Here is a 25,635-nt window from a genome sequence, read left to right on the forward strand (position 1 = left end):
TTCAGATCTTAGTATTTACATTGTCTGTATGGGTACATGCCCAGATAAACTTCCTTTGGGATTCACTGGCACACCATTACTGCAAACAATTGCTTCTTCAATAGGGCAGATACTTGCACATTGAGGCGAATCATATTGCTCGACGCAGCCGTTACAGCGATGTGGTTGTATCACAAATTTACCTGATGGTTCATCTGCAATCGTGACCGCTTTATTAGGACACACCAGTTTACATGCGTGGCAGCCAGTACATTTATCCGTAATTGCGTACATGTTTAAGCTCCTTATCTGATAGCGATTGAACTATACGTGTGGCCGTTGCCTGTAATGCTTCTTGGTGGGTCGAAAATGCATAGTCGACATTAGGCGTAACGCCTTGCTTTTCAAGTTGTCTCCAAGGAGTAATACCGATTCGTGAACAAAAAAGCTCGTTTACGTCGTGCAGTGCTTCAAGCAACTGTATTTTAAATTGTTCTTCTGTATCGCAGCCATCACTACCTTGACAATACTTTGACACTTTTCGAGTTTCACAGTGGATAAAGCTCTTAGTAGTCGTATCGTAATCATACAATTCAAATTGATCAGCGTACCCAAAATGCGTATCAATAACGGGTAATAGGTTGTCACTTTTAGTGGCAATGGCCACTCTATACACTGGCATTACGTCGGACGACGAGTTAGTAGAACACGCTTCACCTAGCGTGCCTACGGCATCTGCGCGGCACTGTTGACAGTGGGTCATTTGAGGCATGAAAGCACCAGAAACCTTTCTCGCGTGCTCCAATTGCTGCTCGTTAGGCCCTTTTATACCGTTTAATCCAAAATAAGTGCCGTGGTCGGGCTCTGAAATAAGCGGCATAATGTTGTGTAGCATTGCGCCGAGTCGCTGGACTTCGTGTGCAACTGTTTCGATGTGGTGATCATTAATACCTGGAATAAGGACTGTGTTTACCTTAACCAACATGCCGGCTTTAGCGGCTAACGATAAACCCTCTAGTTGTCGGCGAATTAACGTACTCGCAGCCTCATAGCCTCGAAGGCGTCTATGGTCATAAAACACCCAAGGGTAGATCTGCATTCCAATGGTAGGATCGATGCAATTAATCGTAATGGTAAGATGATCAACGCCTAGTTCACGAAGCTCTTCTACATAGTCCGCTAACATCAAGCCATTAGTAGATATACACAGTTGTACCTCCGGGTTATGAAGCTTTACTTTTCGAAGCGTTGCAAAGGTAGCTTGTGGGTTAGCGAGCGCATCTCCTGGGCCAGCGATGCCTACAACAGTTAGTGCGTCGCTACGTTTTGCAACCGCAGCATATTGTGTTGCTGCACCCGTTGGGTCGGTGAGTTTAGACACCACGCCTGGTCGTGACTCGTTGGAGCAGTCATATTTTCGATTGCAATAGTTACATTGAATATTACACGCCGGTGCGACGGGCAAGTGCATCCTTGCGTATTGTGAGGCGTTTTTAGAATAACAGGGATGCTGCTCAATTTTTTCTCTGACGGGTTTGGCAAAAAAGTACGACACCTTCTTAGTGTTCGAGTCATCCTGCGATCGAGTGTTATCTGATTGTGACATTGAGACCTCAAAAACTGCGTTGTTAAACTCTAAGTTATTAGTGACATCTGCAAACCCCGTACCAGTATAAATTGACCTATTAACAAAGACTTATAATAATGTATTTGCTCAATTGTGACATTTGTCGTAAACGCGACAATCGACTTTGTGTCGTTGTTGGTTATATTTTCTTCATCTCAATATCCATAATTTGAATTCGATAGGCGACCTGACGTGGGGTCATATTGAGTAGACGTGCCGCTTTGGCTTTTACCCAGCCAGATTGTTCTAACGCATCAATGACGGTCTGTTTTTCATCATTTGCGTTTTGTGGTTGTGATGCGCCACTCGTTATGGGAGGCGGAGATTCGAAAGTCTGTGGTTGCGATGCGGGCCTAACGGCGATATTCGCCATTGGTTGTGGAAACGATATGTGCTCGGGGGTAATTGACCCTGATTCACACATAATGGACGCACGTTCCAGAGTGTTTTCTAGTTCGCGAACATTGCCCGGCCAGTGATAACCCATAAGGTGCCTAATGGCTGACCCGGATATGGTGATTTTGCGCTGCTGCTTATTGCCTATTTTGGTCAACATAAACTCTGATAAATCTGGGATATCTTCAATTCGTTCTCGTAATGCAGGTAGATACATTGGCATGACGTTAAGACGATAATAAAGGTCTTCGCGAAACTGTTCTGCAGCGACCTCTGATTCTAAGTTACGGTTGGTGGCTGCTATGACACGAACGTCCACAGATATCGTGGTCGATCCGCCAACACGTTCAAACTCTTGCTCTTGCAACACTCTAAGCAGTTTTGCTTGAAAAGCCGGGCTCGTTTCTCCAATCTCGTCGAGAAATATCGTCCCCTTATCAGCCAGTTCAAAACGTCCTTTACGCTGCTTAATTGCTCCTGTAAACGCGCCTTTTTCATGACCAAACAGCTCGGACTCTAATAGGTTATCGGGTAATGCAGCGCAGTTTAGTTTAACAAATGGAAAACTAGCTCTTGGCGAGTTGTAATGAATGGCGTTGGCGAGTACCTCTTTACCGGTACCTGATTCTCCGCGAAGGAGTACTGTCGAGTCCCATCTAGACACTAACCGGATCTGTTCAAATATTTTGCGCATCACTTGCGAGTGGCCCACAAGGTTATCGAAACTGTAGTTGTTGCGTATCTTTCGTTTTAGTCCATCTCTTTCGTTCACGAGTTGCGTTTTTTGATGTTCAACTTGAGTAGCCAGCTGAACATTTTTTGCGATGAGATTGGCCACCATTTCTAAAAATCGGCTAAGCAGCGCGATCTTTTGATCTGATGTACATTTAGGCTGAGCCGAGAGTGCACCAATTATTTCCGCCTGAGCGTTTTTGAGTGGAACACAGATAAAGGGCTTGTCGTAATCGTATATGGCTAATTTATCGATAAAGCGTAAATCATCTCCTAAATTGCGCACAACGATCGCGTCGCCTTGCTCTAACATATTACCGATGATCCCTTCTCCGGAACGGTAACTTACTGGTTTATCGTTACTTTCGAGTTGGTAATCTGGTGAGTGTAACGATTTAACCAGCAAGGTATCCTTGTCTGGATCTTTTATGGTGAGTAAACCGCACATCAAGCTACATTCATCATGTAATATTTCTAATGCTTGTTGGGCTGACTCTGCGTAGTTAAGACTAATATTAAGTTGGCTGCTGATGCGATACATGGCCGAGAGCAGTTTTCTTTCCAGCTCAACGATAGAATGTTCAATAACCATAGCGCCCCCTTAATGCCAACTTTTAGGAAAAATTAGACGTATTGAGCAACCACCAAGCGAATGACTTTTATTAATTTCAATCATGGCTGAGTGCTCAGTCATAACTTGATGAACAATCGCTAAGCCGATGCCTCGACAGCTAGAATGAGCTTTGGACTTAGTACTAAAGAAGGGCTGGAATACTTTTAGGCGGTGCTCATCGAGTATACCCGTGCCGCTGTCATCAATTGTGATAATGCTCTCTTCAAGATTCTCTGAAGTCGAAACCACTAAGGCTCTTTCGGTTGGGTTGGCAACTTGGATGGCGTCAATTGAATTGTCGATCAGTTGTTTTAGTGCCAATAGAAGACGGTTAGGTTTACCGTTGATAGAGTTTAACGACGCCGCCAGATCGAGCGAAATATTAATAGAGTTGTTTAACAGTGATTTAGTACTAATTGAAATGGCGTCTCTTACCGATTCATTTAAGTTAATCGGTTGTGCGACTTCGGGGGGCCTTTCGGGGATTGCTTGATGGATATCTAATAAGGCTTTTGAAGCTGAAGCCATTGCATCGTCCATGGCCGTGAGACCAGGACAAGAATGATTGGTCTGTTTTAGAATAGTCACCGCGGACTCAACCATGTTGAGTGGACCCTGTAATTGGTGCAAGGTGGCCATCATGACTTCTTGCATAGAGTGTACAAACTTGTTGTCGTTTACTCGTTGGCTGATGGTGTTGAGTCGCTTCTCTTCTATGTACTGTCTATCTTTCGTTCTATCGATTACGCCTATAAGTGTGAAGTATTCATCCAGTGGTTGAAAATAAGATTCGGTTTTTGTGTCGTTTACTGGAATCTTTACCAGTGAAACATCAAACCATTTTTCATCTCCTTGGCGATTTTCCGCGACGTAAATACTTTTAGTACGCTGATCTTTTGTCCCTAAATATTGGCTTATTGAAGTGCATTGATGATCGCCTTGTAGCTGATCCAATACTATATCTGTTGGCGACGAGAGCAGAGTTGAGGTTAATTGCTGGTAGCGTTGGTTACTGTACAAAGGGTGATTTTCGTCATCAAGAAGTGCCATTGCGATCGGTGCCGAATTGAGTACGGCATGAAACAGAGCAGATTGGTTCTTTTGCTCTGTTTGAAGCTTATGAGTGTCGGTAATATCTTGTTGAATAGCGTAATAGAATATTTTCCCATCTGCGTTTGAGAGTGAGGAAATGGAGACGTCAGCGACATATAGCGCGCCGTTTTTTCGTTTATTGATCAATTGCCCCCGCCATACCAAGCCATTAGATATGGTACTCCAAAGATGTTGATAAACACTTTTTGGGGTCATTTTATACGAAAGTATCGAGCTGTTTTGCCCAAGTATTTCTGGCTCGCTATAGCCAGTTATGTCTAGAAAACTTTGATTAGCAAAGATGATACGCCCGTGGTCATCAGTGATGCTGATGGCGGTAGGTGCATGATCAACGATGTGTTCAAAAGCGTCTAAGCCTAGCTGCTGAGTTATGCTAGGGCATACCGCGCGAGATGTTTGTTCCATATCCATACCCGTCCATTTATATATAGCGAAACTTATAACTGTAAATTCAGTACATATTTTGAGTTATGCATTTAATATTCCAATGGGAAAGCCAGGCTGAGTGGGCAACTTAATAACTGCAATTTGTTTGATTTACGACAATTGGCAACAAAATTTTTGTGATTGTTCGCTTTGTAACATCGCAAGTTCTGATGAGAAAAATAGTAAAAAGTACGGCGTGACCTATCGCCATTGGGCGTTATGACCTTCGTTGGTGCAACAATTTGTGTGGCATAGCTTATGCAGAATGCTTGATAAAAAGTCACTATCAGGAGAGAGGTCATGTCAGAAGGGATACTGATATTACTTAGTGCCGCGTTTGTTAATAATGTGGTACTGGCAAACTTTTTAGGCTTATGCCCGTTTATGGGGGTGTCTGGAAAGATCGGTAGCGCACTTGGGATGGGTATTGCCACTACGTTTGTCATGACAATGGCGTCGATACTATCTTGGGTTCTCGATACCTTTTTCTTACAACCGCTAGGGTTGGAGTTTTTAAGGATCATTAGTTTTATATTAGTGATCGCAGCAGTGGTCCAATTGACTGAACTATACATCAAAAAAAGTGACCCAGCCTTATATCAAATCCTTGGTGTGTTCTTACCGCTAATCACTACTAACTGCGCCATATTGGGTGTCGCTTTATTGTCGATTCAAGATGGTCTTTCTTTCATTTACACGTTGATGTTTAGCGTAGGCTCCGCAATTGGTTTTACTGTAGTGATTGTCTTGTTTGCAGGTCTTCGCCAGCAATTATCTCTTAGTCGCGTGCCTGAAGCCGTTCAAGGAACTCCTATAGCATTTATCACGGCAGGCCTTCTTTCCATGGCATTCATGGGCTTTTCTGGAATGGCGTAAAGGAGGCTAAGATGATTGCCGTAATGCTATTTGTTTTTTTGGGGGCACTGTTGGGAGCAGCCCTCGGTTATGCCGCTAAAGTATTCCACGTCGAAAGTAACCCGTTGGTTGAAAAGATCGAAGGGTTAATGCCTGGAGGACAGTGCGGACAATGTGGAGAAGCAGGATGTCGTCAGGCTGCTGAAGCTATGGTGCGAGGGGATCTTGATCCTGCCTCTTGTCCACCAGGCGGCAACGCACTTTCTGGCGCGATTGCTGATATGCTTGGTGTGTCATTAGAAGCGGGTGAAGAAGATATTCAATGGGTGGCAAAAATAGACGAATCTTCCTGTTCTGGATGTACCCGCTGTTATAAAGCGTGTCCGTTCGATGCCATTGTTGGCGCGAGCAAGCAGATACACACAGTAATCCAAGATGTGTGTACAGGATGTCAGCTCTGCTCTGAAGCCTGTCCACAGCGTTGTTTGTCGATGATTGCTTTAGAGCCAGATATTACAACTTGGTACTGGCCAAAACCCGAAGCTGGACCTAAAACGGACCTCGCGAGCTAAAGGAGTGTGACATGCACAGTTTACTTACCGCCCCGTTTCGGGGAGGAATACACCCAAAATCGTATAAATCACTCTCTAATCAAACTCAAATTGATCGCCGCTTTTGGCCTAAAATGGTGTACCTATCGCTTCAACTTCGAAATGGTGCGCTGTTAACTCCGACTGTCGAGATTGGTGAACGGGTACAGCGAGGACAGCTTATTGCGATTGGTAAATCTGGCATGGTGCCGCCGATTCATTCGTCGGTGAATGGTATGGTGGTTGATATCAGCAAACACCTCAGTGCACACCCTTCTAAAGCAGAGTCAGACACAATCGTTATTCGAGCCAATCAAGATAGGCGCTGGATCTCAAGCGTGCCGACAGGAAATTTCTATCAGCTTAGTGCGCAAGAAATTACTCATAAAATTGAGCAAGCAGGTATCGTAGGGCTTGGTGGAGCGGGATTCCCAACGGCCTCCAAACTCAAGTTTGCCCGTCAAGCGAGCGTACATACACTGGTGATCAATGGTGGTGAGTGCGAGCCCTATCTAACCTGCGACGATATGACCATGCGTGAAGCAGGCAACGAAGTGATTGCAGGCATACGATTGATGCTAAAAGCCTGTGGCGCGAACAAAGCCATTGTCGGAGTGGAAGATAACAAACAGCAGGCTTTTGAAACCTTAGAATCATTGGCCAGTGACGACGACAATATCGACATCACCCATGTCCCTAGTATTTACCCTATGGGATCTGAGAGGCACCTCATTAAAGCGGTTTTAGGTGTCACTGTTCCACTAGGAAAGCTGTCGACTTCAGTAGGTATTTTGGTCAATAACATCGCCACAGCCCAAGCGGTGTATAACGCGGTGCGATTTAATCGTCCTTTAGTGAGTCGTGTTATTACGGTCTCTGGGAAAGGGATTGAAAAAGCAGGCAACTTGCGAGTGCCTGTTGGGACACCGGTCCACGAAATTCTTACCCATTGTGGCGGCGTAAGTGACGAGACTTCACGGCTTATTTTCGGTGGTCCAATGATGGGTCAGGTGATCACTTCACCCAAAGTACCGATCGATAAGTGCGTTGGGGGCATATTAGCCCTCACGGAGGCCGAAACGACAGAGCCAAAACAGCAAGAGTGCATTCGCTGCGGACAATGTGTGCGTGCGTGCCCTATGGGGTTAATGCCGTTTCAAATGGCTGCGTATGCTAGAGTCTCTGATCTCCAACGTGCAGAAGAGATAGGTGTTACCGCGTGTCTGTCATGCGGTGCATGCAGCTATGTCTGCCCATCAAGTTTACCTCTAGTTCACTATTTCCAACATGTGAAAGGTGCAATCAACTCTGTGAAAGCCAAAGAGAAACGCTCAGCACAAGCCAAAGCCCTAACCGATGCCCGTAAACTCAGATTAGAAAAAGAAGCCCAAGCGAAACGTGAAGCAAAAGCGAAAAAAGCGGCAGCTAGAAAGAAGAGGACGCCTCGACAAGCCAGTAAAGCCGCCAGGGAGGCCGCAAATGATTAACTATAATTCGGCCGTTGGGCCATTTTCTCACAGTAAAAATTCCAGTGTACGGATCATGTACACCGTTATCGCAACGCTCATGCCGGCAGTGGTATTTGGAATCTACCAGTTTGGCTTACACAGTGCTTGGGTAGTTCTTTGTTGCTGCGTTGTCGCCGTGCTTGTTGAATTTGGGTGCCTCAAACTAATGGGGCGCGATCCAAAGGCCTGTGTTGATGGCTCTGCATTACTTACGGCGTTGTTACTTGCGATGAGTTTGCCGCCAAACGCGCCATTGTGGTTGGTATCTATAGGCGCTGTGTTTGCGATTGTGGTAGGCAAACAGCTGTATGGTGGATTGGGTCAAAATCTATTTAATCCTGCCATGCTTGCAAGAGTTATGTTGCTCATCTGTTTTCCCGTCGAAATGACGCGTTGGGTGGACCCAAGCCCAATAGATTTTAGCGGCAATCAAATTCGACTCCCAACTGAGTGGTTAACCGTCGATGGTGTCACGTCAGCAACGTCACTTAGCGAGGCAACAGAATCACTCTACATACAAGACCTGTTTTTAGGCATGCAAGCTGGGAGCTTAGGCGAAACCAGCGCATTCCTGTTACTGCTTGGCGGCGGAATATTAATAAAAAAAGGCATCATCGATTGGGTGATACCTGTGATGTTTCTGTTAGGGATTGCGGTGCCAGCGTTTATTAGCTCGTGGATTGAACCTGATACGTTTTTGACCGCAAGCACCCATATTTTCAGCGGCGCTGCGTTATTAGGGGCGTTTTACATTGCCACCGATCTGGTGACCTCACCGACAAGTTTAAAAGGTCAAGCCGTATACGGAGTGGGTTGCGGCCTGCTTGTTTGGCTTATTCGTAGTTTTGGTAGTTATCCCGAAGGGGTTGCGTTTGCCATTTTAATCATGAATGCAGCGTCACCGCTCATAGACCACTACCTACGTCCATCGCTGTTTGGCAGCGGTGAACTGCAAAAAAGTAGCGCAAAAAGCGCATCAAACTCGACGTCATCGAAATAGTACCCAGCCAACCTAGAGCGAGACTCAATATGAAAACAACATTAGAGCAGTGGAAGGCAAATATTCCTTATCAAAGTGTGCTTCTAGCTGTTTGCGCAGGAGTTGCAGCGGCGCTAGTCGTTTCGGTGCAGTCGATAACCGCACCGATCATCGAGTATCAAGTGGAGCAAGATCAGAACAGGCTGCTTTCGCAAATCCTTAATGGGAAGACGTTTACCAACAAAGTGTTTGACGAGGGGCGGCTGGTTGAATACGCAGGAGAGAATTTTACCTTATACCCAGTAAAAGGCGATCAAGGTGAGATAACCCACCATGTGATTCGCGGAGGTAGAGAAGGGTATAGCGGTGAAATACGGTTTTTAATCGGCGTCGATAGTCGTGGACAAATAGAGGGGGTCAGGGTGTTGAGTCACACTGAGACTCCGGGTCTTGGGGATAAAATTGAGGTCGAAAAGAGCGACTGGATATTAAGCTTTAATGAACGTTCACTGGCTAATACAGCGATATGGAAGGTCAAAAAAGATGGTGGCGAGTTTGACCAATTTTCTGGCGCAACCATTACACCAAGAAGTGTTGTTAACGGGGTGCATCATGCACTGTTAGCCCTACAAAACGAGCAGGAGAATGTCGATGAATAACTACTCACACATCTTTAGAGAGGGGCTTTGGAAAAACAATATTGTGTTAAACCAGTCTCTTGCGCTCTGTCCCCTTTTAGCGGTTACAAGCAGTGCGACAAACGGCTTGGGGCTTGGTTTAGCGACGACAGCAGTGATGATAGCGTCAAACGTGCTGGTGTCTCTTGGTAAAAACTGGATCAGTAAAGCGGTGAGAATACCTGTCAATGTGGTGATAATTGCCACTCTAGTTACGCTAACGGATTTTGCACTTAATGCTTGGTTGCACCCATTACACAAAGTACTTGGGTTGTTTATCCCTCTGATCGTGACCAACTGCGCCATTCTGGGGCGGGTGGAGTCGTTTGCCAGCAAGTCGAATGTGATGTCTTCGTTGGTCGATGGCATAGCGATGGGCATTGGTTTTACTTGGGTGTTAACCATACTAGGTGGCATTCGTGAAGTGATAGGCAGCGGTTCTCTATTTGCCAACGCAAGTTTGCTACTTGGTGAATGGAGTTCATTTTTAGAAATAACTGTGATACCGGAGTATCGAGGACTGCTATTGATCATTTTACCGCCTGGTGGCTTTTTAGTATTAGGTGCACTGTTAGGTGTGAAACAGAAATTTGAGTTGATTATCAAAAACCGACAACTACAAGCTGTAGCCACTCACTAGGAGCAAAGCGATGAAAGTAAGTGTTGTGTATGCCCAAGCTGAAGAACAAACTTGGCTTCCTGTTGAGATAGAAGAAAATGCGACGGTAATGACTGCCATTCACAGTGCTGGAATACTTAGTATGTATCCACATATCGATCTTGAAAGCCAAAAAGTGGGCATTTTTGGCAAGATCTCTTCACTTGAGGCCACGTTAACGGAAGGGGATCGAGTAGAGATCTATCGTCCTATCACTTGGACACCCGAAGACGAGGATGACGATTGATTGTCTTGTTTATTACAAATTGTCCAACAAACGATTAAGCACTGTAATTTATTCCTTTAAATACAGTGCTTTATTTTTGGTTTGGTATTTGCACGTTTAGTTGTGTGGGCGAGTTTAATAGACAAAGACGTCACAGGTTCAAGGAATGATTAAGGAGAACACCATGTCAAAAGTAGGTATTTTTTTTGGAACAGATTCAGGCAGCACTCGAAAAATTGCTAAACAGATTTTTAAACAATTGGGTGAGGAGATTGCCGATAAACCGTTAAATATAAATCGAGTTGATGCGAGCGCATTCGATCAATACGACTATCTGGTTTTGGGAACACCCACTTACGGAGAAGGGCTGCTTCCAGGGTTAAGCGCTGATTGCCAAGCTGAAAGTTGGGAAGAGTTTGCCCCCAATTTCGAAGAGATTGATCTGTCCGGCAAAAAAGTGGCGTTATTCGGACTAGGCGATCAAGTTAATTATCCGGATGAGTTTGTTGATGGACTAGGCGAACTTTACGACTGTGTCGTTGAGTGTGGCGCTGACGTAATTGGACGCTGGCCGACGGAAGGGTATGAGTTTAATGAGTCTACTGCGGTTGAAGACGACAAATTTGTCGGATTGGTTATCGATAAAGACAACCAAGCCTCGATGAGTGATGAGCGCGTTGCTCATTGGGTTGAGATGATCACGGCTGAAATGGGACTATAACAACAACGCTACGCTTCCATAGTTAGTGGATAGCTTAAAGTTTCACACTTAGCACAATACTGTGTGTGATTTCCGCAAGTCGCCTTGAATTCTTCCATGATGGCTCAAACACGGCATCCATGCCGTGCAGGCTTGCTCCAACCACACACAGTATTGCGCTTCCAGACAGTCCACCTTCTTAAAGAGCATATCTTAATAAAAACGGGCCTTAAGGCCTTTTTTTATGCTCAACAGTAAAACAACTTAGTGTGTTAAAGCTTTAATACCAACCAAAGCAATTAACTGATCATTCTTGCTTGTTAAAATCGCTAATAGCGGCGTTAAAGATTTTGTAGGTAGGACAACTATCTACGGCAATCTTTGCCTTGCTCTTAGCGATTTTTCCGGCGCAATTTTCTGACCAATTAATTACTTCGATTGGTATAACATCTTTGTTCGGTAGCGAACAAAACTAACGGTATTGTCTGATTATTGTACTGTCTGCATTTATCGAATAATAAAAATAACCTCACAAATACAAATACTTACTGAGATTGTTACGCTTGGCCTGTATTTCGCACTAGTAGTGATGAATTGTTTTTTTAACATCCTACGGAGGGAACCATTATGGCAATTCGTCAATGTGCAATTTACGGAAAAGGTGGCATCGGCAAATCTACCACGACTCAGAACTTAGTGGCAGCACTGGCTGAAGCTGGCAAAAAAGTCATGATCATCGGTTGTGACCCAAAAGCGGATTCAACGCGTTTGATTCTGCACTCTAAAGCTCAAAATACCATTATGGAAATGGCGGCAGAAGCGGGCACTGTGGAAGACATCGAACTGGAAGATGTGCTTAAGGTTGGCTACGGCGATGTACGCTGTGTTGAATCCGGTGGCCCAGAGCCAGGTGTGGGTTGTGCTGGACGCGGCGTGATCACGGCCATCAACTTCTTGGAAGAAGAGGGTGCGTACGAAGATGATTTAGATTTTGTGTTCTATGACGTTCTTGGTGACGTGGTTTGTGGTGGTTTTGCTATGCCAATCCGTGAAAACAAAGCAGAAGAGATCTACATCGTCGTGTCGGGCGAAATGATGGCGATGTACGCCGCAAACAATATCTCTAAAGGAATTTGTAAATACGCCACTTCAGGCAGCGTGCGTCTTGCTGGACTTATCTGTAACTCGCGAAACACCGATCGCGAAGATGAGTTGATCATTGCGTTAGCAGAAAAAATCGGCACCCAAATGATCCACTTTGTCCCTCGTGACAACATTGTTCAGCGTGCAGAAATTCGTCGAATGACCGTTATTGAGTACGACCCAACCTGTGGTCAAGCCGATGAATACCGTACTTTAGCGAAAAAAGTGATCGCTAATGACAAGTTTGTGATTCCCAACCCTGCAACCATGGACGAGCTCGAAGACCTATTAATGGAGTTCGGCATCATGGAAGTCGAAGACGAAAGCATTATTGGTAAGGCTGCAGCGGAAGTCGCATAGACCGACGATGGTTGTTTGAAATCTATTGCTGTCAAAAAGGGTAGCAGTAGCCTGAAACAAGGAGGCAGAAATGTCGATGAATAAAGAACAAGCCCAAGCCTTGATTGACGAGGTATTGGAAGTATACCCAGAGGTTGCTCGCGAAGATCGCGCAAAACATCTCGGTGTAAATGACCAAGCTGGCGAAGGAAAGTGCATCACTTCAAACCGTAAATCCTTGCCTGGTGTGATGACCGTACGCGGCTGTGCCTATGCAGGTTCCAAAGGCGTGGTGTGGGGCCCAGTAAAAGATATGTTGCATATCTCACACGGTCCTGTGGGGTGTGGGCAATATTCGCGCGCTGGACGCCGTAACTATTACACAGGTACTACTGGTGTGGACAGTTTTGGCACCCTAAACATTACCACTGATTTTCAAGAGCGCGATATCGTGTTTGGTGGTGATAAAAAACTCTCTGGTGCGATTGACGAGTTGGAGACACTCTTTCCTCTTTCCAAAGGGATCTCGGTGCAGTCGGAATGCCCAGTAGGCCTCATTGGTGATGACATAGAGGCTGTGGCAAAAATCAAGGGGGAAGAGATTGGCAAGACAATTGTACCTGTCCGCTGTGAAGGGTTTCGCGGTGTGTCTCAATCCCTTGGACACCATATAGCGAATGACACGATTCGTGACCATGTATTGTCAAAATCTGACGAGCGTGAGTTTGAAGCAGGCGATTATGACGTTGCGATTATTGGTGATTACAACATTGGTGGTGACGCTTGGTCATCAAGGATCATCCTCGAAGATATGGGCCTAAACGTGGTGGCTCAGTGGTCTGGGGATGGCACCCTTGCTGAGATGGAAAACACCCCTAAGGTGAAACTCAATCTCGTCCACTGTTATCGTTCCATGAATTACATCGTTCGTCATATGGAAGAGAAAAATGGTGTGCCATGGATTGAATACAACCTGTTTGGACCTACAAAAATCGAAGAGTCGATGCGCAAAATAGCCGAATACTTTGACGATAAGATTAAAGCCCAAACCGAAACAGTGATCCAACGTTACCGAGAGCAGTGGCAAGCCGTGATCGACAAGTATAAGCCTCGATTGACCGGTAAGAGCGTCATGTTGTACGTCGGTGGCCTAAGGCCTCGTCATATCATCGGTGCTTATGAAGACTTAGGGATGGAGATTGTCGGCGCGGGGTATGAATTTGCCCACAATGATGACTATGTGAAAACCACTCCCGAGCTAAAGGACGCGACACTGTTGTTTGACGACGCTTCCTCATTTGAATTGGAAGAGTTTGTGAAAAAACTGAATCCCGATCTCGTAGGCTCAGGCATTAAAGAGAAATACGTGTTCCAGAAAATGGGTTTTCCTTTCCGTCAAATGCACAGTTGGGATTATTCCGGCCCTTATCACGGGGTAGACGGCTTTGCGATTTTCGCACGCGATATGGATCTAACCATAAACAATCCTTGTTGGAGTGCGGTCAAAGCCCCTTGGCTTAAAGAGCAAGAGCCTGAAAAGCCATTGGCTAAAACTGCGTGATCACTAGCATTGTGACCGCAAACCAATCAATGAAAGGTGGAACCTAGATCACCGGATCAAGGTAGCCATCACAGTCAAACCGAACCGGCGTTCACAGATTAGTGGCACGGTAGGAGAAAAATTATGACTCAGAAGATCGACGACATCAAAACAGGTTACGACTTGTTTAAACAACCTGAATATCAGGAGATGTTTAAATCAAAGCGTACTGTTCATGAAGATTCCGTTGACGCACAAAAGGTGAAAGAGACCTTTGAGTGGACGACAACGGAAGAATATAAAGAGCTCAACTTTCAACGAAAACACGTCACCATTGACCCTGCAAAGGCCTGCCAGCCATTAGGCGCGGTTTTATGCTCATTAGGCTTTGAAAAAACACTGCCTTATGTCCACGGCTCGCAAGGGTGTGTCGCGTATTTTCGAAGCTACTTTAACCGACATTTTAAAGAGCCCATCGCGTGTGTATCAGACTCTATGACTGAAGATGCGGCCGTATTTGGTGGCCAAGACAACATGTTTTATGGTCTACAAAACTCACTGGCTCTCTATAAGCCAGAAGTGATCGCACTGTCTACGACCTGTATGGCAGAAGTGATTGGTGATGACTTAAACGCCTTTACTGGTAATGCAAAATCCGGTGGCTATATTCCGGAAGATCTTCCGACTCCTTATGCCAATACGCCAAGTTTTGTGGGCAGCCACCTTACTGGTTGGGACAACATGTTTGCAGGATTTCTAACTTATTTTAATCCTACTTCAGCGACAGATGAACAGGCTGAAACAAGTGACACAATAAATATTGTCCCAGGTTTTGAAACGTACTTAGGCAACTATCGTGTTATCCAAAGAATGCTTGATGAAATGGATATTGATTACAACTATTTGTGCGACCCGTCAGAGGTGCTCGATACACCCGCTGACGGTGAGTATCGGATGTACGATGGAGGAACCCCCATTGATGCGATTAAGTCAGCACCCGCCGCTAAAGCAACTGTGCTCCTTCAGCCAGAACATTTAGCGAAAACCAAAAAGATCATCGGTAAAACTTGGAAACAAGCTATCCCAGAGACCACCATCCCAATGGGACTGGAGTGGACCGACAATTTTGTGATGACTATGGCGGAGCTGTCAGGTAAACCGATACCAGACTCAATCACCAAGGAGCGTGGCCGTCTTGTCGATATGATGACTGATTCCCACTCTTGGTTGCATGGGGTGAGTATTTCTTTGTACGGCGATCCAGATTACCTGTTAGGCATGAGTAAGTTTCTCACGGAATTAGGGTGCGAAATCAAGCATGTGCTGTGTCATAACGGTAACAAACGCTGGCGCAAAAAAATGGAAGCTCAGCTTGCTGAAACACCCTATGGCGAAAATGCTGAAGTGTTTGTGGGCAAAGATTTGTGGCACTTCCGTTCGTTGGTGTTCACCGATAAACCTGATCTGATGATCGGTAATTCTTATGGCAAATTTATCGAACGTGACACCAAAGCGAAAGGCGCAGAGTTTGAAGTGCCGTTGGTGCGAATTGGTTTCCCAATTTTTGACCGCCATCACCTGCATCGTAGTACAACATTAGGCTACGAAGGTGCGATGTACATTTTAACGACTTTGGTTAACGAAGTGCTCGCTAAATTGGACAAAGAAACCAGTGATCTTGGCAAAACCGACTTCGGGTTTGACCTTGTGCGCTAACGCATAACGGTGAGTCGAGCAAAGTTTCCATGGTCATTACCATGGAAACTTTTCCATAACAGAGTCACCCCCCCCCACATAAGGAGAGCACCATGGCCAATGTCATGATACAGCGTAACGAACAAGGGCAACTTAGCTTGTATTTGCCCAAGAAAGATCTAGAAGAATTAGTGACAAAATTTGAGTTTGATGAAGAGAGCAAATGGGGTGGAGAAGTGCATTTAGCCAATGGCGCCGTTTACTTTATTGAGCCGATGGCGGCCAGGCCCAAGCTCCCAATTAGTTTACGGGCAAAACGGCTTGTTGCTGCCTAGTCCCACTTACAGTACTGCAACTATCAAAATAGCTTAGAAGGAGAGTTAAAACATGGATTTACAACTGTCTAATGAAGTCGCACTTCGTATCTCTATGGCGTCAAAATCGTTGCCTGAGTTGGGGACCAAGTCGTTTTTGGGCCTGCTAATACAACATTTGGGAGAGCCTCTTTCAGCGCAAAAGTTGATGTCGCTGTCACCAAAGTCGTTTCGTATATTAGTTTCTTCGGTTGATAAACGAGTCAATAACCAAGCAGTCAATCAGGCTCTCGCGGTATTGACTAGCCAAGAAATCACCCTTCAACAACCGCCAAAACCAGGCAATAAAGGCCCTTTGAGCGGCGCCAAACTGAGAGTCGCGGTGACGTCAAATCAGGGAGAGACCCTAGATGGCCACTTTGGGTCTTGTTTGCGCTTTTTAGTCTACGAAGTAAACGCACTAGAGAGTCAATTAGTGGATGTTAGAGACATTGACGGGACACAACGAGGCGAAAAGCGAACCGACGCTAACTTAGCGCTCATTAAGGATTGTCATATGCTGTTTACCTTATCCATCGGTGGCCCAGCAGCGGCGAAGGTAACACGTGCCAACATCCACCCCATTAAAAAAACAGTAGAGACTCAGGTAGATACTCTATTAGGCGATCTGTCAGGTGTGATCAGAAGCAATCCACCGCCGTGGATCCAGAAGTTGCTGCTTTGTGAGTCATAGGAGATTGGTATGACTGAGGTAAACAACCAAGGTAGCCCTGATGCTGAATCAACGACTGAGATAGAGATAATAGGTCGTCGACTTAGTCGAATCGCTGATATTGATGAAAAAAGTCTTAGCTCGCTTAGACAAGACTACCCGCATCTTAGGTTTACACTCTGCTCCGAAGATGACACTGCTGAGCGTGAGCCATTTGTTACCTTTGACCATTTTGATCTTCATCTACTGTCGGCCGGAAACGGATGCCTAGGGCTAACATTTGATGTTTCCAATTACCGCGGAGTGGTTATTGCACTACGAGAGGCGTGGTGAATAGTGGCGTTAGTAGATTTGTTCGTTTTACGACAAAACTATGCACTGCTATGTCAGCAAAGTTAAAAACTTCAACATTTACAGTCGGTTAGTGAGTGGCTTTAGATTTGCAGTAACGATAAGGACGTTCCTTAAGTGCAGGAGGCACTATGAAACAATCGGAAATTCGGGTACTGCAGGATGAACCCGCCTGTGAACACAATGCAGGTGAAAAAAGTGGATGCAGCCGCCCAATACCCGGAGCAACGGCGGGGGGCTGCACCTTTGATGGTGCGCAAATCAGCTTATTGCCAATTGCCGATGTCGGACATATCGTCCATGGCCCAATAGGGTGTGCGGGTAACAGTTGGAATAATCGTGGTACAAAAGCCAGTGGCAGTAACTTATTTCGTTTGGGGTTTACAACCGACCTTAATGAGCAAGATGTGATTATGGGTCGCTCGGAAAAAAGGTTGCTCCATGGGATAAAGCAGTTGATCGACGAGCACAATCCCCCCGCGGTATTCGTTTACACGACCTGTGTACCGGCACTAGAAGGGGATGATGTAGAGTCGATATGCACCCTTGCCGAGCAACGATTTGGTCTACCGGTTGTTCATGTCGACAGCGCAGGGTTTTACGGCAATAAAAACTTAGGCAACCGAATAGCGGGCGAGGTGATGCTCAAGCAAGTGGTAGGGAGTGCCGAGCCTCCACCAAAGCCCGAGATGAAGCATGACCCTTCACGGCGCGTGCACGACATTGTTCTTATCGGGGAATACAACATTGCGGGTGAATTTTGGCATGTATCGCCTCTTCTCGAAGAATTGGGCTTGCGCGTACTTTGCTGTTTAGCGGGTGATACTCACTTTCATCAAGTACAAACAATGCATCGTGCAGATGTCTCCATGGTGGTCTGTTCTCGCGCTCAAATTAACGTCGCACGCAAACTTCAAGAACAGTGGCAGATCCCTTGGTTTGAGGGGAGCTTTTATGGCATTGAAGATACCTCCCACGCGCTGCGCCAATTTGCGAGCATGCTAAATGATGAACGTTTGAGCGAGCATACGGAGCAACTCATTAAGCGAGAGGAAACTAGAGTACGCAAGGCATTGGCACCTTATGCCGAGAGACTCGCCGGGAAAAAAGCACTGCTGTACACCGGTGGGGTAAAGTCCTGGTCGATTGTGTCGGCGTTAGCGGATATTGGCGTAACAACGGTTGCAACAGGTACGCGCAAATCGACTCAAGCTGATAAAAACCGGATCATCGATATTATGGGAGAGGAAGCGCTGATGCTGGAAGAGGGGGGAGCTCAAGTGCTGCTCAATGTCTACCATGAGCAGCAAGCGGACGTATTAATCGCTGGTGGACGAAATATGTATACCGCGATGAAAGCGCCTATTCCCTTTCTGCACATTAATCAGGAGCGCGAACATGCCTATGCAGGTTACGAAGGAATGATCACCTTAGCAAAAGAGCTGTGTAGAACCATAGAAAGCCCAGTATGGCATGCAGCACGAAGTAGGCCGCCTTGGGAGTTAACAAAAATGTCAGATGGATCCACACGCAATGTAAATCATTCAATTGCCGATACTGTGGTCACTAAGGTGCAAGGAGCGTGATATGAGCAAACTCATTAAACAGAGAGTCCCACTTGCGACTCAACCACTTAAAACCAGCGCAGCAACGGGCGCTGCGGTAGCGGCTCTTGGGTTTAGAGAGACCATACCCCTTCTGCACGGTGCTCAAGGCTGTGCGGCATTTAGCAAAGTATTTTTAATTTCCCATTTTAGAGAGCCTATTCCCATTCAAAACACCGCCATTGACCATATATCGGCTGTTATGGGCGGTGATGAAAACCTGTTCGACGCGCTTTTGTTGCTGTGTGAGAAGCATTCACCGGAGCTGGTTGCAGTGATGACTACAGGGCTGACCGAGATGCAAGGCACAGATTTAGCCCGAGTCATTGTAGAATTTAAAAAAGCTCACCCCCACTTTACATCGACCCATATCGTACCGATGAATACGCCAGACTTTAGCGGCTCAATGCAAACCGGCTTTGCTCACGCTGTTGACCGAGTAGTGAGGCAGATTGTCAAACCACCGGTTCGGCATCAAAGTGAGAAAAAGCAGCTGACCGTTCTTTGCTCGGTTGGTCTCAGTGGTGCGGATATCGAGACCTTAAAACGCTATGTGGAGGCGTTCGATCTAAAGGCGGTATTTGTACCAGATATTTCCCTTTCACTAGACGGTCATATGGGATCTGAAGAGTTTGTGTCGACCAGTATGGGCGGAACCTCGCTGCAAGAAGTTGAGCAGATCTCAAACAGCGCTGCGACCATAGTTGTCGGCGAATCGATGATGCCAACCGCAAGATGGCTCTACAAACGTTTCTCGATCCCTATCATTGAAAGTCAGATGTGCATGGGAATAGATCAAACAGATAACTTAATCATGGCACTTGCTGAGCTATCCGATAAACCGGTACCGCAATGGATCACTCTACAGCGTAAACGTCTTCAAGACGCAATGGTCGATACGCATTTTTTCTTATCTTCGTCGAGGATGTCGCTCGGTTTAGAGCCCGATCTAGCGCTTGGGTATAGTGCTCTTTTGCACAGTGTCGGTGTGGATATTGAACGGTTAGTGACAACCATAGATACTTCAGGAGTCAAGACTATCGAGGCGAAGACCTTGATGGTGGGCGACCTTTCTATGTTAGCGCAAGTGGGTGACGAGGTTGACGCGATAATTAGCAACTCGCACGCGGCGAATATCTACGAGCCCATTGTACCTGTATTGCGAGCTGGATTCCCTTGTCATGACCAGTTTGGGAACATGGACATCAAGCAGATTGGCTATGAAGGCAGCCGTGAACGCCTATTTGCCCTCGCAAATAAGGTGATGCACAACCAACACACTGTATCACCTCACCAAAGCATATATCGCTTTAATGCCGAACAAGTAATACCTACATCCCAACGACGAGGGAGCGCGCTATGTTAAACACTAGGCGTAAATTGTCTGTTGAGCCTAAACCTAGCAACGGTGAGCCAAACTTAATCGTTGCGTTTGCGACACAGGATAGGCGCCACGTCGATCAGCATTTTGGTAGTGCACGTTGCGTGATGATCTATAACGTCGATGCAACGCAATGGTCGTTATTAGAAGCGGTTGAATATTGTAGTGTCGATGAAGATAGGCACGCAAAATTACCCACTCGTATTTCAGATCTGTCTGAGCTCAATTGCAGCGCTATTTTTTGTAATGCTTGCGGTGTGTCGGCTATTCGCCAGCTACTCGAAAATGGAATCAATCCTATAAAAGTCCACCTTGATACCGATATTCACTCATTGATCTCTGGGCTTCAACAACAATTATTAGGTGAGCCAATGGGGTGGGTTAAGCGTGCGCTAAAAGCGCATAGCGGTTTGCAAGGGCAAAAACGTAACCAGGGCGAAAGACCGACACCAGACAGCGATAGGCTGTCACAATTAATGGACGAAGAGTGGTAACTGCCACAAGGAGAATGTATGACAACCATCAAAGGCTATACTCGTGGAGGAACCCCTTGGGACCCACAATTTATCGATGCGTTAAACGCTTCTAGCTGTATTGGCTGTGGACGCTGTTTTAAAGTGTGTTCACGAGATGTATTTGATCTTATCGAAAAAGAAGAGCTAGAGGAAGACGACGATCTTTATGACGATTATGACGATGATCAAGTGATGATGGTGATGGCAATAAAAGACAGCCTAGACTGTATCGGCTGTGGGTCATGCGCTAAAGTGTGTCCGAAAAACTGCCACAGTTTCGAACCCAGCACACAACAGTCCAAGTAATCGGTAAAAAGGTGGTGACAGGCCAGTCACATTATAGGCAGAGTGAACAAGAACGACTGTTTCTTAAAACAATCACGCTGCCTTTTAACCATTGCAACCTTCCTTCAATCTTACTGGCAAGCCTTGCTTATCAATCTATCCCGGTACCACTGTATATTTATACCCTTGAACCTTGGTTGCGCGAGTTTCGGAAAAGTTGCATGAAGCTCTCGTCAATAAACGATAGGGTTGAGCATTTTCATCGCGCAATGAGCGAGCGCTACCAGGTGCATAAACCCAACGTCTGCGACGATGGTGAGGTTAGCAATCCATCAACCTATCGAAAAATATTGATCGGTTGGCTGTTTGACTCAGGCAATCAGCAAGGTGCAGTTTTACGTGCCTGGGTTGAATCTCGTTTTGGCTTGTTAACACGCTATCACAACTTGGAATTACTCGGACCAGACAGCGATCGCTATGACCATTACGCCAGTCTAAGTGGCTACTATTCGCTCAATAGTGACGAGCTCTTCTCGCAGCTCGACTTTCTCTATTATTACTGTCAATTGGAGCTGGGTACCCGCTACTCTTCAGTTGACCACCTCACCCTGTATAGAGGGTTTTCGACGTTACCAACGCGAACCATCAATGAAGAACCGGTCTACTTGTTCAACAACCTAAGTTCAATGACAGAGGACCCTGAACTGGCGCTGCAGTTTGGTACGCAAGTGGTCAAGGTGGACGTGCCACGCTATAAAATAATCTGTTTCGATTCACTTCTACCGGGCACTCTAAGCGGGGAAAGAGAGTACATGGTACTAGGGGGATTGTACCGGGGTGAGCAGCTTAGGGTATAAGCTATCGGTTTTGGCTTTGTCCGTTTTCTAACAATCCAATTATCTGTTTCATGACAATTGGCAGCTCATTCTTTGTACGCTAGGTGACACTTATCAGGTTTGGAGAATATTCTCGTTTTATTTCAATTAATTACAAGGAGACTCTGTTTGGGTCTGATGTTTGCAACTTAGCTTTTATACGCGTCTTCAGTTGTGAGATGCCCTTTAGCAAGGAGTGCTTATGTGGAATTACTCAGACAAGGTCAAAGACCATTTTTTTCAACCGAGAAATGCCAAACAGATTGATAATGCGAGTGCCAAAGGCGACGTCGGTTCGCTGAGTTGTGGTGATGCGCTAAGCCTTAGCTTACAGATTGATAAAGAATCCGAAGTAATAACCGATGCAGGCTTTCAAACCTTTGGTTGTGGCAGTGCCATTGCATCATCGTCAGCGCTAACAGAGATCATTATTGGCAAGACCATTGAACAAGCACTAGAAGTAACGAACAACGATATTGCTGAATACCTAGACGGGTTGCCACCAGAGAAGATGCACTGTTCAGTGATGGGCATGGAGGCGCTTCACGCTGCCATTGCGGACTATCGAGGAGAAAGCATTGAGGATGATCATGAGGAAGGCGAGTTAATTTGTAAGTGTTTTGCCATTGATGATCTGATGATAAAGCGCATCGTGGCTGCGAATAATTTGACGACCCTAGAAGAAGTGATCAACTACACCAAAGCGGGTGGAGCGTGTTCATCTTGCCATGAAAAAATCGAATGGGTTTTAGAGGAGTGCGTGTTGGACAATCCTGTTTCTGCTGTGCAAAGCGCAGAATCGCAAAGCACTGCCATTCCCGAAACCGTTGAAGCTGTATACGATGATCAAAGTAAACAGAGAATCTCAATCATTGAAAAAGTGCTGGATGAGGCTAGACCGGGCATCGTGGCAGATGGGGGGGATATTGCACTGGTGGATGTGGAAGATGACATGGTGTTCGTGCACTTGTCGGGCGCCTGTAGTGGTTGTGGATTATCGGGACTCACGCTCGCCAGTATCGAGAGCAAAATAAGCGCAGCCATAGGTGAATCAATTACGGTGTTCCCAGTGCAAAGTGGCGCTCTGACTAAGGAGGCTACCTATGGATAACCTCAATAAAAAGCAACATTCAGAGCTAAAAACGGTTTATCTAGATAACAATGCCACCACCCAAATTGATCCTGCAGTTTTAAGGGCAATGATGCCCTATTTGAGTGAGTTTTATGGAAACCCATCTTCGATTCATCAGCAGGGCGCTACAGTGGGTATGGCGGTTGAAACCGCTCGAGAACAGGTGCAATCGTTAGTGGGGGCACAATACTCTTCTGAAATCATTTTTACCTCTTCCGCTACCGAAGCTACTGCAACAGCGATCTATTCCGCATTAGAAGCGCTGCCTGATCGAAAAGAGATCGTCACCACTGCGGTAGAGCACCCCGCGACTTTAGAGTTGTGTCAACACATGGAACGTAAGGGCTACACAGTGCATTACATCGGTGTCGATAGCCGTGGTCGATTAAATCTTAATGAGCTAAAACGCGTGTTAAGTGACAAAGTGGCGGTAGTCAGCATCATGTGGGCCAATAACGAAACAGGCACTCTTTTCCCCGCAGCCCAAGTGGCAAGGCTTGCGAAGAGCGTTGGTGCGCAAGTGCATGTTGATGCGGTACAGGTCTTAGGTAAGTACCCTATTGATGTAAAGTTGACGGACATTGACCTGTTAAGTTTGTCAGGACACAAATTTCACGCCCCTAAAGGCGTTGGGGCGCTGTACCTTAGACGCGGTACACGCTTTCGCCCGCTCTTTAGGGGAGGTCACCAAGAGCGAGGACGCCGTGCAGGCACTGAAAACTGCGCGTCGATTGTAGGACTAGGAAAAGCGGCAGAGCTGGCCGAGATTTCGCTCGACGCCGACATTAGCCGAATTGCCATGATGCGAGATAGGCTGGAGCAAGGCATTCTAGCCCGCATACCCAATACCTTTGTCACAGGTAACCCTCTAGAAAGAGTGCCTAATACCGCCAATATTGCTGTGGAATATATAGAGGGGGAAGCGCTTTTATTAATGATGAACCATGTAGGCATCGCCGCATCGTCGGGCTCTGCCTGTACCTCAGGCTCGTTAGAGCCATCACATGTAATGAAAGCAATGGCAATCCCTCTCACAGCGGCCCATGGAACGTTACGTTTTTCGTTATCGCGTTTCACTCAAGATGACGATATTGATCATGTGTTAGAGCATCTACCTCCTATTGTCGAGCGTTTAAGGAGCATGTCGCCTTATTGGAATAGCCGCGACACTGTTGGTAGTGAAGCAAGCTTTAATCCTGCTTACGGATAAAGGGGCGGGTAGCATGAGTAACCACAAACACGTCACCATTAACGACACCACATTACGAGATGGCGAACAGAGCCCCGGTGTGGCCTTTACCCGCGATGAAAAAGTCGCGATAGCCCTGAGTTTAGAAAGTATAGGGATAAAAGAGCTCGAAATAGGCATTCCAGTAATGGGTCGACATGAGCAAGAGACCATTGCAACCATCACTGAGTCGCTGACTACTTCACAATCCATGGCTTGGTGCCGAATGCATCGCAGTGATATTGAAGCTGCGCGCGGCATTGGGTTGCACTGGATAGATCTCTCTATCCCGGCCTCTGGGCAGCAGATAAAACATAAGTTAAGTTTCTTATCGCACAGGGAATATTTCTCTCATGTGAGCGACCAGATTAAAACGGCTGTCGATTACGGTTTTAATGTCTGTCTAGGTATGGAAGACGCGTCACGGGCCGATATAGACCTGTTGTACAGACTTACTGATGTCGCTCAGGGTGCAGGAGCAAAACGTATGCGATTCGCCGATACATTAGGCGTGCTTGATCCGCATACAACTACTATGTATATCGAGGCGTTAAATCGACACAGTGACCTATCGATTGAGATGCACGCTCACAACGATCTGGGATTAGCAACAGCCAACACACTTGCGGCGATCGAAGCCGGTGCCAACTCGGTAAATACAACTGTGGTTGGGTTGGGAGAGCGAGCGGGCAATGCTGCTCTAGAAGAAGTCGCCGTAGCTTTGTCGGTATTAGGAAAAGCTGACAGTGGTATCAATTTACATGCGCTGCCGACCCTGTGTGAGCTTGTCAATCAAACCTGTGGCCGAGTCACAGGGCCGCAAAAAGCCATTGTCGGAGACAGTGTATTTACTCATGAGTCTGGTATCCATGTCGATGGGCTGGTCAAAGACATACATAACTATCAAGGATTTTCGCCACAGTTGGTCGGTCGGCAACACTCGGTGGTGCTTGGGAAGCATTCGGGTAATACAGCAATCTCTACCGTATACAAGCAATTAGGGATTGAACTGTCAAAAGCTCAGTGCGAGCTGCTAAGAGGTAATTTGCGTTTTTGGGCAGAGTCCAATAAGTCGATCCCTACTGAAGCCGACTTATATCGATTGGCGCAGTTAAGCCTTGCTTAGGGTGTAAGAACGCGAGTGCATGATCGAGGAGCGGACGATGAATAGTGAATTGAGTACGCAACTGAGTGAGTTGGTCAGTGCTGAAGGGTTTTGCGACTTTTTGAACGTTGAGTATGACCCAGTTGTGTTGCAACGCAAACGGATCCCACTGCTGAGAATGTTTCACCACATATTAGAGTCGTTTCAGGATGAACCGACGTTTGAAGAGTATCAAAAAGCACTACGCATTGCTTACCGGCAAATCGTTAGTGGTAACGAATTGTCATTTACCGCAAGCCAATGCAATGGCTGTAGTGATTGTGATTAAAGGGGGGAC

At 46.2% G+C, this 25,635-nt stretch carries 27 protein-coding genes; 23 read left to right on the plus strand and 4 right to left on the minus strand.

The genetic code is table 11. The features are described from left to right. Positions 1–15: 15 nt before the first annotated feature. The 4 genes from JQC93_RS04030 to nifL all read right to left on the minus strand — a co-directional run bounded on the left by JQC93_RS04030 (position 16) and on the right by nifL (position 4,865). Complete coding sequence (locus tag JQC93_RS04030; RefSeq protein WP_205157159.1) at positions 16–273, minus strand: 4Fe-4S dicluster domain-containing protein; 258 nt, start codon at positions 271–273, stop codon at positions 16–18. Beyond that, complete coding sequence (gene nifB, locus JQC93_RS04035) at positions 254–1,585, minus strand: nitrogenase cofactor biosynthesis protein NifB (RefSeq protein ID WP_205157160.1); 1,332 nt, start codon at positions 1,583–1,585, stop codon at positions 254–256. Before nifB ends, JQC93_RS04030 begins: the two co-directional genes overlap by 20 nt. 160 nt (positions 1,586–1,745) lie before the next feature. Beyond that, positions 1,746–3,326, minus strand: coding sequence for a nif-specific transcriptional activator NifA (nifA, locus tag JQC93_RS04040; protein WP_205157161.1), 1,581 nt, complete (start codon positions 3,324–3,326; stop codon positions 1,746–1,748). A gap of 9 nt (positions 3,327–3,335) precedes the next feature. Continuing rightward, positions 3,336–4,865: a nitrogen fixation negative regulator NifL gene (gene nifL, locus JQC93_RS04045; RefSeq protein ID WP_205157162.1), complete on the minus strand. Its 1,530-nt coding sequence runs from the start codon at positions 4,863–4,865 to the stop codon at positions 3,336–3,338. 321 nt (positions 4,866–5,186) lie between these two features. Here nifL and rsxA point away from each other — a divergent pair, with 321 nt between their 5' ends. From rsxA to JQC93_RS04160, 23 genes are all read left to right on the plus strand, one after another. After that, positions 5,187–5,762 (plus strand): electron transport complex subunit RsxA, encoded by a 576-nt coding sequence (rsxA, locus tag JQC93_RS04050; protein ID WP_084882825.1) that lies wholly within the window; start codon positions 5,187–5,189, stop codon positions 5,760–5,762. Between the two features lie 11 nt (positions 5,763–5,773). Further along, positions 5,774–6,313, plus strand: coding sequence for an RnfABCDGE type electron transport complex subunit B (locus JQC93_RS04055; protein ID WP_205157163.1), 540 nt, complete (start codon positions 5,774–5,776; stop codon positions 6,311–6,313). 11 nt (positions 6,314–6,324) lie between these two features. Next, positions 6,325–7,818, plus strand: coding sequence for an electron transport complex subunit RsxC (rsxC, locus tag JQC93_RS04060; protein ID WP_205157164.1), 1,494 nt, complete (start codon positions 6,325–6,327; stop codon positions 7,816–7,818). Next, positions 7,811–8,839, plus strand: a complete 1,029-nt coding sequence (locus JQC93_RS04065) for an RnfABCDGE type electron transport complex subunit D (protein WP_205157165.1) — start codon at positions 7,811–7,813, stop codon at positions 8,837–8,839. Before rsxC ends, JQC93_RS04065 begins: the two co-directional genes overlap by 8 nt. Positions 8,840–8,868: 29 nt before the next feature. Next, positions 8,869–9,477, plus strand: coding sequence for an electron transport complex subunit RsxG (gene rsxG, locus JQC93_RS04070; RefSeq protein WP_205157166.1), 609 nt, complete (start codon positions 8,869–8,871; stop codon positions 9,475–9,477). Further along, positions 9,470–10,135 (plus strand): electron transport complex subunit E, encoded by a 666-nt coding sequence (locus tag JQC93_RS04075; protein WP_205157167.1) that lies wholly within the window; start codon positions 9,470–9,472, stop codon positions 10,133–10,135. Before rsxG ends, JQC93_RS04075 begins: the two co-directional genes overlap by 8 nt. 10 nt (positions 10,136–10,145) lie before the next feature. Further along, entirely contained in the window at positions 10,146–10,400 is a 255-nt protein-coding gene (locus JQC93_RS04080; protein ID WP_205157168.1) for an RnfH family protein, read from the plus strand. Between the two features lie 163 nt (positions 10,401–10,563). Next, positions 10,564–11,100 (plus strand): flavodoxin, encoded by a 537-nt coding sequence (locus tag JQC93_RS04085; RefSeq protein WP_205157169.1) that lies wholly within the window; start codon positions 10,564–10,566, stop codon positions 11,098–11,100. A gap of 606 nt (positions 11,101–11,706) precedes the next feature. Next, a complete protein-coding gene (nifH, locus tag JQC93_RS04090; protein ID WP_205157170.1) occupies positions 11,707–12,582 on the plus strand; it encodes a nitrogenase iron protein in 876 nt (291 codons plus the stop codon). Positions 12,583–12,652: 70 nt separating this feature from the next. Continuing rightward, on the plus strand, positions 12,653–14,122 hold the full coding sequence (gene nifD / locus JQC93_RS04095) for a nitrogenase molybdenum-iron protein alpha chain (RefSeq protein WP_205157171.1): 1,470 nt from the start codon (positions 12,653–12,655) through the stop codon (positions 14,120–14,122). Between the two features lie 123 nt (positions 14,123–14,245). Continuing rightward, complete coding sequence (gene nifK / locus JQC93_RS04100) at positions 14,246–15,817, plus strand: nitrogenase molybdenum-iron protein subunit beta (RefSeq protein ID WP_205157172.1); 1,572 nt, start codon at positions 14,246–14,248, stop codon at positions 15,815–15,817. 92 nt (positions 15,818–15,909) lie between these two features. Continuing rightward, on the plus strand, positions 15,910–16,131 hold the full coding sequence (gene nifT / locus JQC93_RS04105) for a putative nitrogen fixation protein NifT (protein ID WP_205157173.1): 222 nt from the start codon (positions 15,910–15,912) through the stop codon (positions 16,129–16,131). Positions 16,132–16,183: 52 nt separating this feature from the next. Continuing rightward, the gene (locus JQC93_RS04110; protein WP_205157174.1) at positions 16,184–16,843 is read left to right on the plus strand and encodes a NifB/NifX family molybdenum-iron cluster-binding protein; all 660 of its coding nucleotides are present in this window, start codon (positions 16,184–16,186) and stop codon (positions 16,841–16,843) included. A 9-nt stretch (positions 16,844–16,852) separates the two neighbouring features. Next, the gene (locus JQC93_RS04115) at positions 16,853–17,155 is read left to right on the plus strand and encodes a DUF6129 family protein (RefSeq protein ID WP_205157175.1); all 303 of its coding nucleotides are present in this window, start codon (positions 16,853–16,855) and stop codon (positions 17,153–17,155) included. Between the two features lie 149 nt (positions 17,156–17,304). Continuing rightward, positions 17,305–18,759: a nitrogenase iron-molybdenum cofactor biosynthesis protein NifE gene (nifE, locus tag JQC93_RS04120; RefSeq protein ID WP_205157176.1), complete on the plus strand. Its 1,455-nt coding sequence runs from the start codon at positions 17,305–17,307 to the stop codon at positions 18,757–18,759. Position 18,760: 1 nt separating this feature from the next. Next, complete coding sequence (gene nifN, locus JQC93_RS04125) at positions 18,761–20,143, plus strand: nitrogenase iron-molybdenum cofactor biosynthesis protein NifN (protein ID WP_205157177.1); 1,383 nt, start codon at positions 18,761–18,763, stop codon at positions 20,141–20,143. Beyond that, positions 20,137–20,652: a NifB/NifX family molybdenum-iron cluster-binding protein gene (locus tag JQC93_RS04130; protein ID WP_205157178.1), complete on the plus strand. Its 516-nt coding sequence runs from the start codon at positions 20,137–20,139 to the stop codon at positions 20,650–20,652. The genes nifN and JQC93_RS04130 overlap by 7 nt, the downstream gene beginning before the upstream one ends. Positions 20,653–20,670: 18 nt before the next feature. Then, complete coding sequence (gene fdxB, locus JQC93_RS04135; RefSeq protein ID WP_205157179.1) at positions 20,671–20,979, plus strand: ferredoxin III, nif-specific; 309 nt, start codon at positions 20,671–20,673, stop codon at positions 20,977–20,979. A gap of 14 nt (positions 20,980–20,993) precedes the next feature. Continuing rightward, positions 20,994–21,815 (plus strand): NAD(+)--dinitrogen-reductase ADP-D-ribosyltransferase, encoded by an 822-nt coding sequence (locus JQC93_RS04140; protein WP_328833246.1) that lies wholly within the window; start codon positions 20,994–20,996, stop codon positions 21,813–21,815. Between the two features lie 220 nt (positions 21,816–22,035). Beyond that, complete coding sequence (gene nifU / locus JQC93_RS04145; protein WP_205157181.1) at positions 22,036–22,944, plus strand: Fe-S cluster assembly protein NifU; 909 nt, start codon at positions 22,036–22,038, stop codon at positions 22,942–22,944. After that, entirely contained in the window at positions 22,937–24,175 is a 1,239-nt protein-coding gene (nifS, locus tag JQC93_RS04150) for a cysteine desulfurase NifS (protein ID WP_205157182.1), read from the plus strand. Before nifU ends, nifS begins: the two co-directional genes overlap by 8 nt. A gap of 13 nt (positions 24,176–24,188) precedes the next feature. Next, positions 24,189–25,319, plus strand: coding sequence for a homocitrate synthase (gene nifV / locus JQC93_RS04155; protein ID WP_205157183.1), 1,131 nt, complete (start codon positions 24,189–24,191; stop codon positions 25,317–25,319). Positions 25,320–25,356: 37 nt separating this feature from the next. Next, the gene (locus tag JQC93_RS04160; protein ID WP_205157184.1) at positions 25,357–25,626 is read left to right on the plus strand and encodes a nitrogenase-stabilizing/protective protein NifW; all 270 of its coding nucleotides are present in this window, start codon (positions 25,357–25,359) and stop codon (positions 25,624–25,626) included. The last annotated feature ends 9 nt before the right edge of the window (positions 25,627–25,635 follow it).

This window comes from Vibrio ulleungensis, from assembly GCF_016900875.1.
In the GTDB taxonomy this organism is placed as follows: Bacteria; Pseudomonadota; Gammaproteobacteria; order Enterobacterales; family Vibrionaceae; genus Vibrio; species Vibrio ulleungensis.

What these genes read in the sequence shown, in the direction of transcription:
- JQC93_RS04030 (WP_205157159.1), bottom strand. Translation starts at nt 273, where the DNA reads ATGTACGCAATTACGGATAAATGTACTGGCTGCCACGCATGTAAACTG.
- nifB (WP_205157160.1), bottom strand. Translation starts at nt 1,585, where the DNA reads ATGTCACAATCAGATAACACTCGATCGCAGGATGACTCGAACACTAAG.
- nifA (WP_205157161.1), bottom strand. Translation starts at nt 3,326, where the DNA reads ATGGTTATTGAACATTCTATCGTTGAGCTGGAAAGAAAACTGCTCTCG.
- nifL (WP_205157162.1), bottom strand. Translation starts at nt 4,865, where the DNA reads ATGGAACAAACATCTCGCGCGGTATGCCCTAGCATAACTCAGCAGCTA.
- rsxA (WP_084882825.1), top strand. Translation starts at nt 5,187, where the DNA reads ATGTCAGAAGGGATACTGATATTACTTAGTGCCGCGTTTGTTAATAAT.
- JQC93_RS04055 (WP_205157163.1), top strand. Translation starts at nt 5,774, where the DNA reads ATGATTGCCGTAATGCTATTTGTTTTTTTGGGGGCACTGTTGGGAGCA.
- rsxC (WP_205157164.1), top strand. Translation starts at nt 6,325, where the DNA reads ATGCACAGTTTACTTACCGCCCCGTTTCGGGGAGGAATACACCCAAAA.
- JQC93_RS04065 (WP_205157165.1), top strand. Translation starts at nt 7,811, where the DNA reads ATGATTAACTATAATTCGGCCGTTGGGCCATTTTCTCACAGTAAAAAT.
- rsxG (WP_205157166.1), top strand. Translation starts at nt 8,869, where the DNA reads ATGAAAACAACATTAGAGCAGTGGAAGGCAAATATTCCTTATCAAAGT.
- JQC93_RS04075 (WP_205157167.1), top strand. Translation starts at nt 9,470, where the DNA reads ATGAATAACTACTCACACATCTTTAGAGAGGGGCTTTGGAAAAACAAT.
- JQC93_RS04080 (WP_205157168.1), top strand. Translation starts at nt 10,146, where the DNA reads ATGAAAGTAAGTGTTGTGTATGCCCAAGCTGAAGAACAAACTTGGCTT.
- JQC93_RS04085 (WP_205157169.1), top strand. Translation starts at nt 10,564, where the DNA reads ATGTCAAAAGTAGGTATTTTTTTTGGAACAGATTCAGGCAGCACTCGA.
- nifH (WP_205157170.1), top strand. Translation starts at nt 11,707, where the DNA reads ATGGCAATTCGTCAATGTGCAATTTACGGAAAAGGTGGCATCGGCAAA.
- nifD (WP_205157171.1), top strand. Translation starts at nt 12,653, where the DNA reads ATGTCGATGAATAAAGAACAAGCCCAAGCCTTGATTGACGAGGTATTG.
- nifK (WP_205157172.1), top strand. Translation starts at nt 14,246, where the DNA reads ATGACTCAGAAGATCGACGACATCAAAACAGGTTACGACTTGTTTAAA.
- nifT (WP_205157173.1), top strand. Translation starts at nt 15,910, where the DNA reads ATGGCCAATGTCATGATACAGCGTAACGAACAAGGGCAACTTAGCTTG.
- JQC93_RS04110 (WP_205157174.1), top strand. Translation starts at nt 16,184, where the DNA reads ATGGATTTACAACTGTCTAATGAAGTCGCACTTCGTATCTCTATGGCG.
- JQC93_RS04115 (WP_205157175.1), top strand. Translation starts at nt 16,853, where the DNA reads ATGACTGAGGTAAACAACCAAGGTAGCCCTGATGCTGAATCAACGACT.
- nifE (WP_205157176.1), top strand. Translation starts at nt 17,305, where the DNA reads ATGAAACAATCGGAAATTCGGGTACTGCAGGATGAACCCGCCTGTGAA.
- nifN (WP_205157177.1), top strand. Translation starts at nt 18,761, where the DNA reads ATGAGCAAACTCATTAAACAGAGAGTCCCACTTGCGACTCAACCACTT.
- JQC93_RS04130 (WP_205157178.1), top strand. Translation starts at nt 20,137, where the DNA reads ATGTTAAACACTAGGCGTAAATTGTCTGTTGAGCCTAAACCTAGCAAC.
- fdxB (WP_205157179.1), top strand. Translation starts at nt 20,671, where the DNA reads ATGACAACCATCAAAGGCTATACTCGTGGAGGAACCCCTTGGGACCCA.
- nifU (WP_205157181.1), top strand. Translation starts at nt 22,036, where the DNA reads ATGTGGAATTACTCAGACAAGGTCAAAGACCATTTTTTTCAACCGAGA.
- nifS (WP_205157182.1), top strand. Translation starts at nt 22,937, where the DNA reads ATGGATAACCTCAATAAAAAGCAACATTCAGAGCTAAAAACGGTTTAT.
- nifV (WP_205157183.1), top strand. Translation starts at nt 24,189, where the DNA reads ATGAGTAACCACAAACACGTCACCATTAACGACACCACATTACGAGAT.
- JQC93_RS04160 (WP_205157184.1), top strand. Translation starts at nt 25,357, where the DNA reads ATGAATAGTGAATTGAGTACGCAACTGAGTGAGTTGGTCAGTGCTGAA.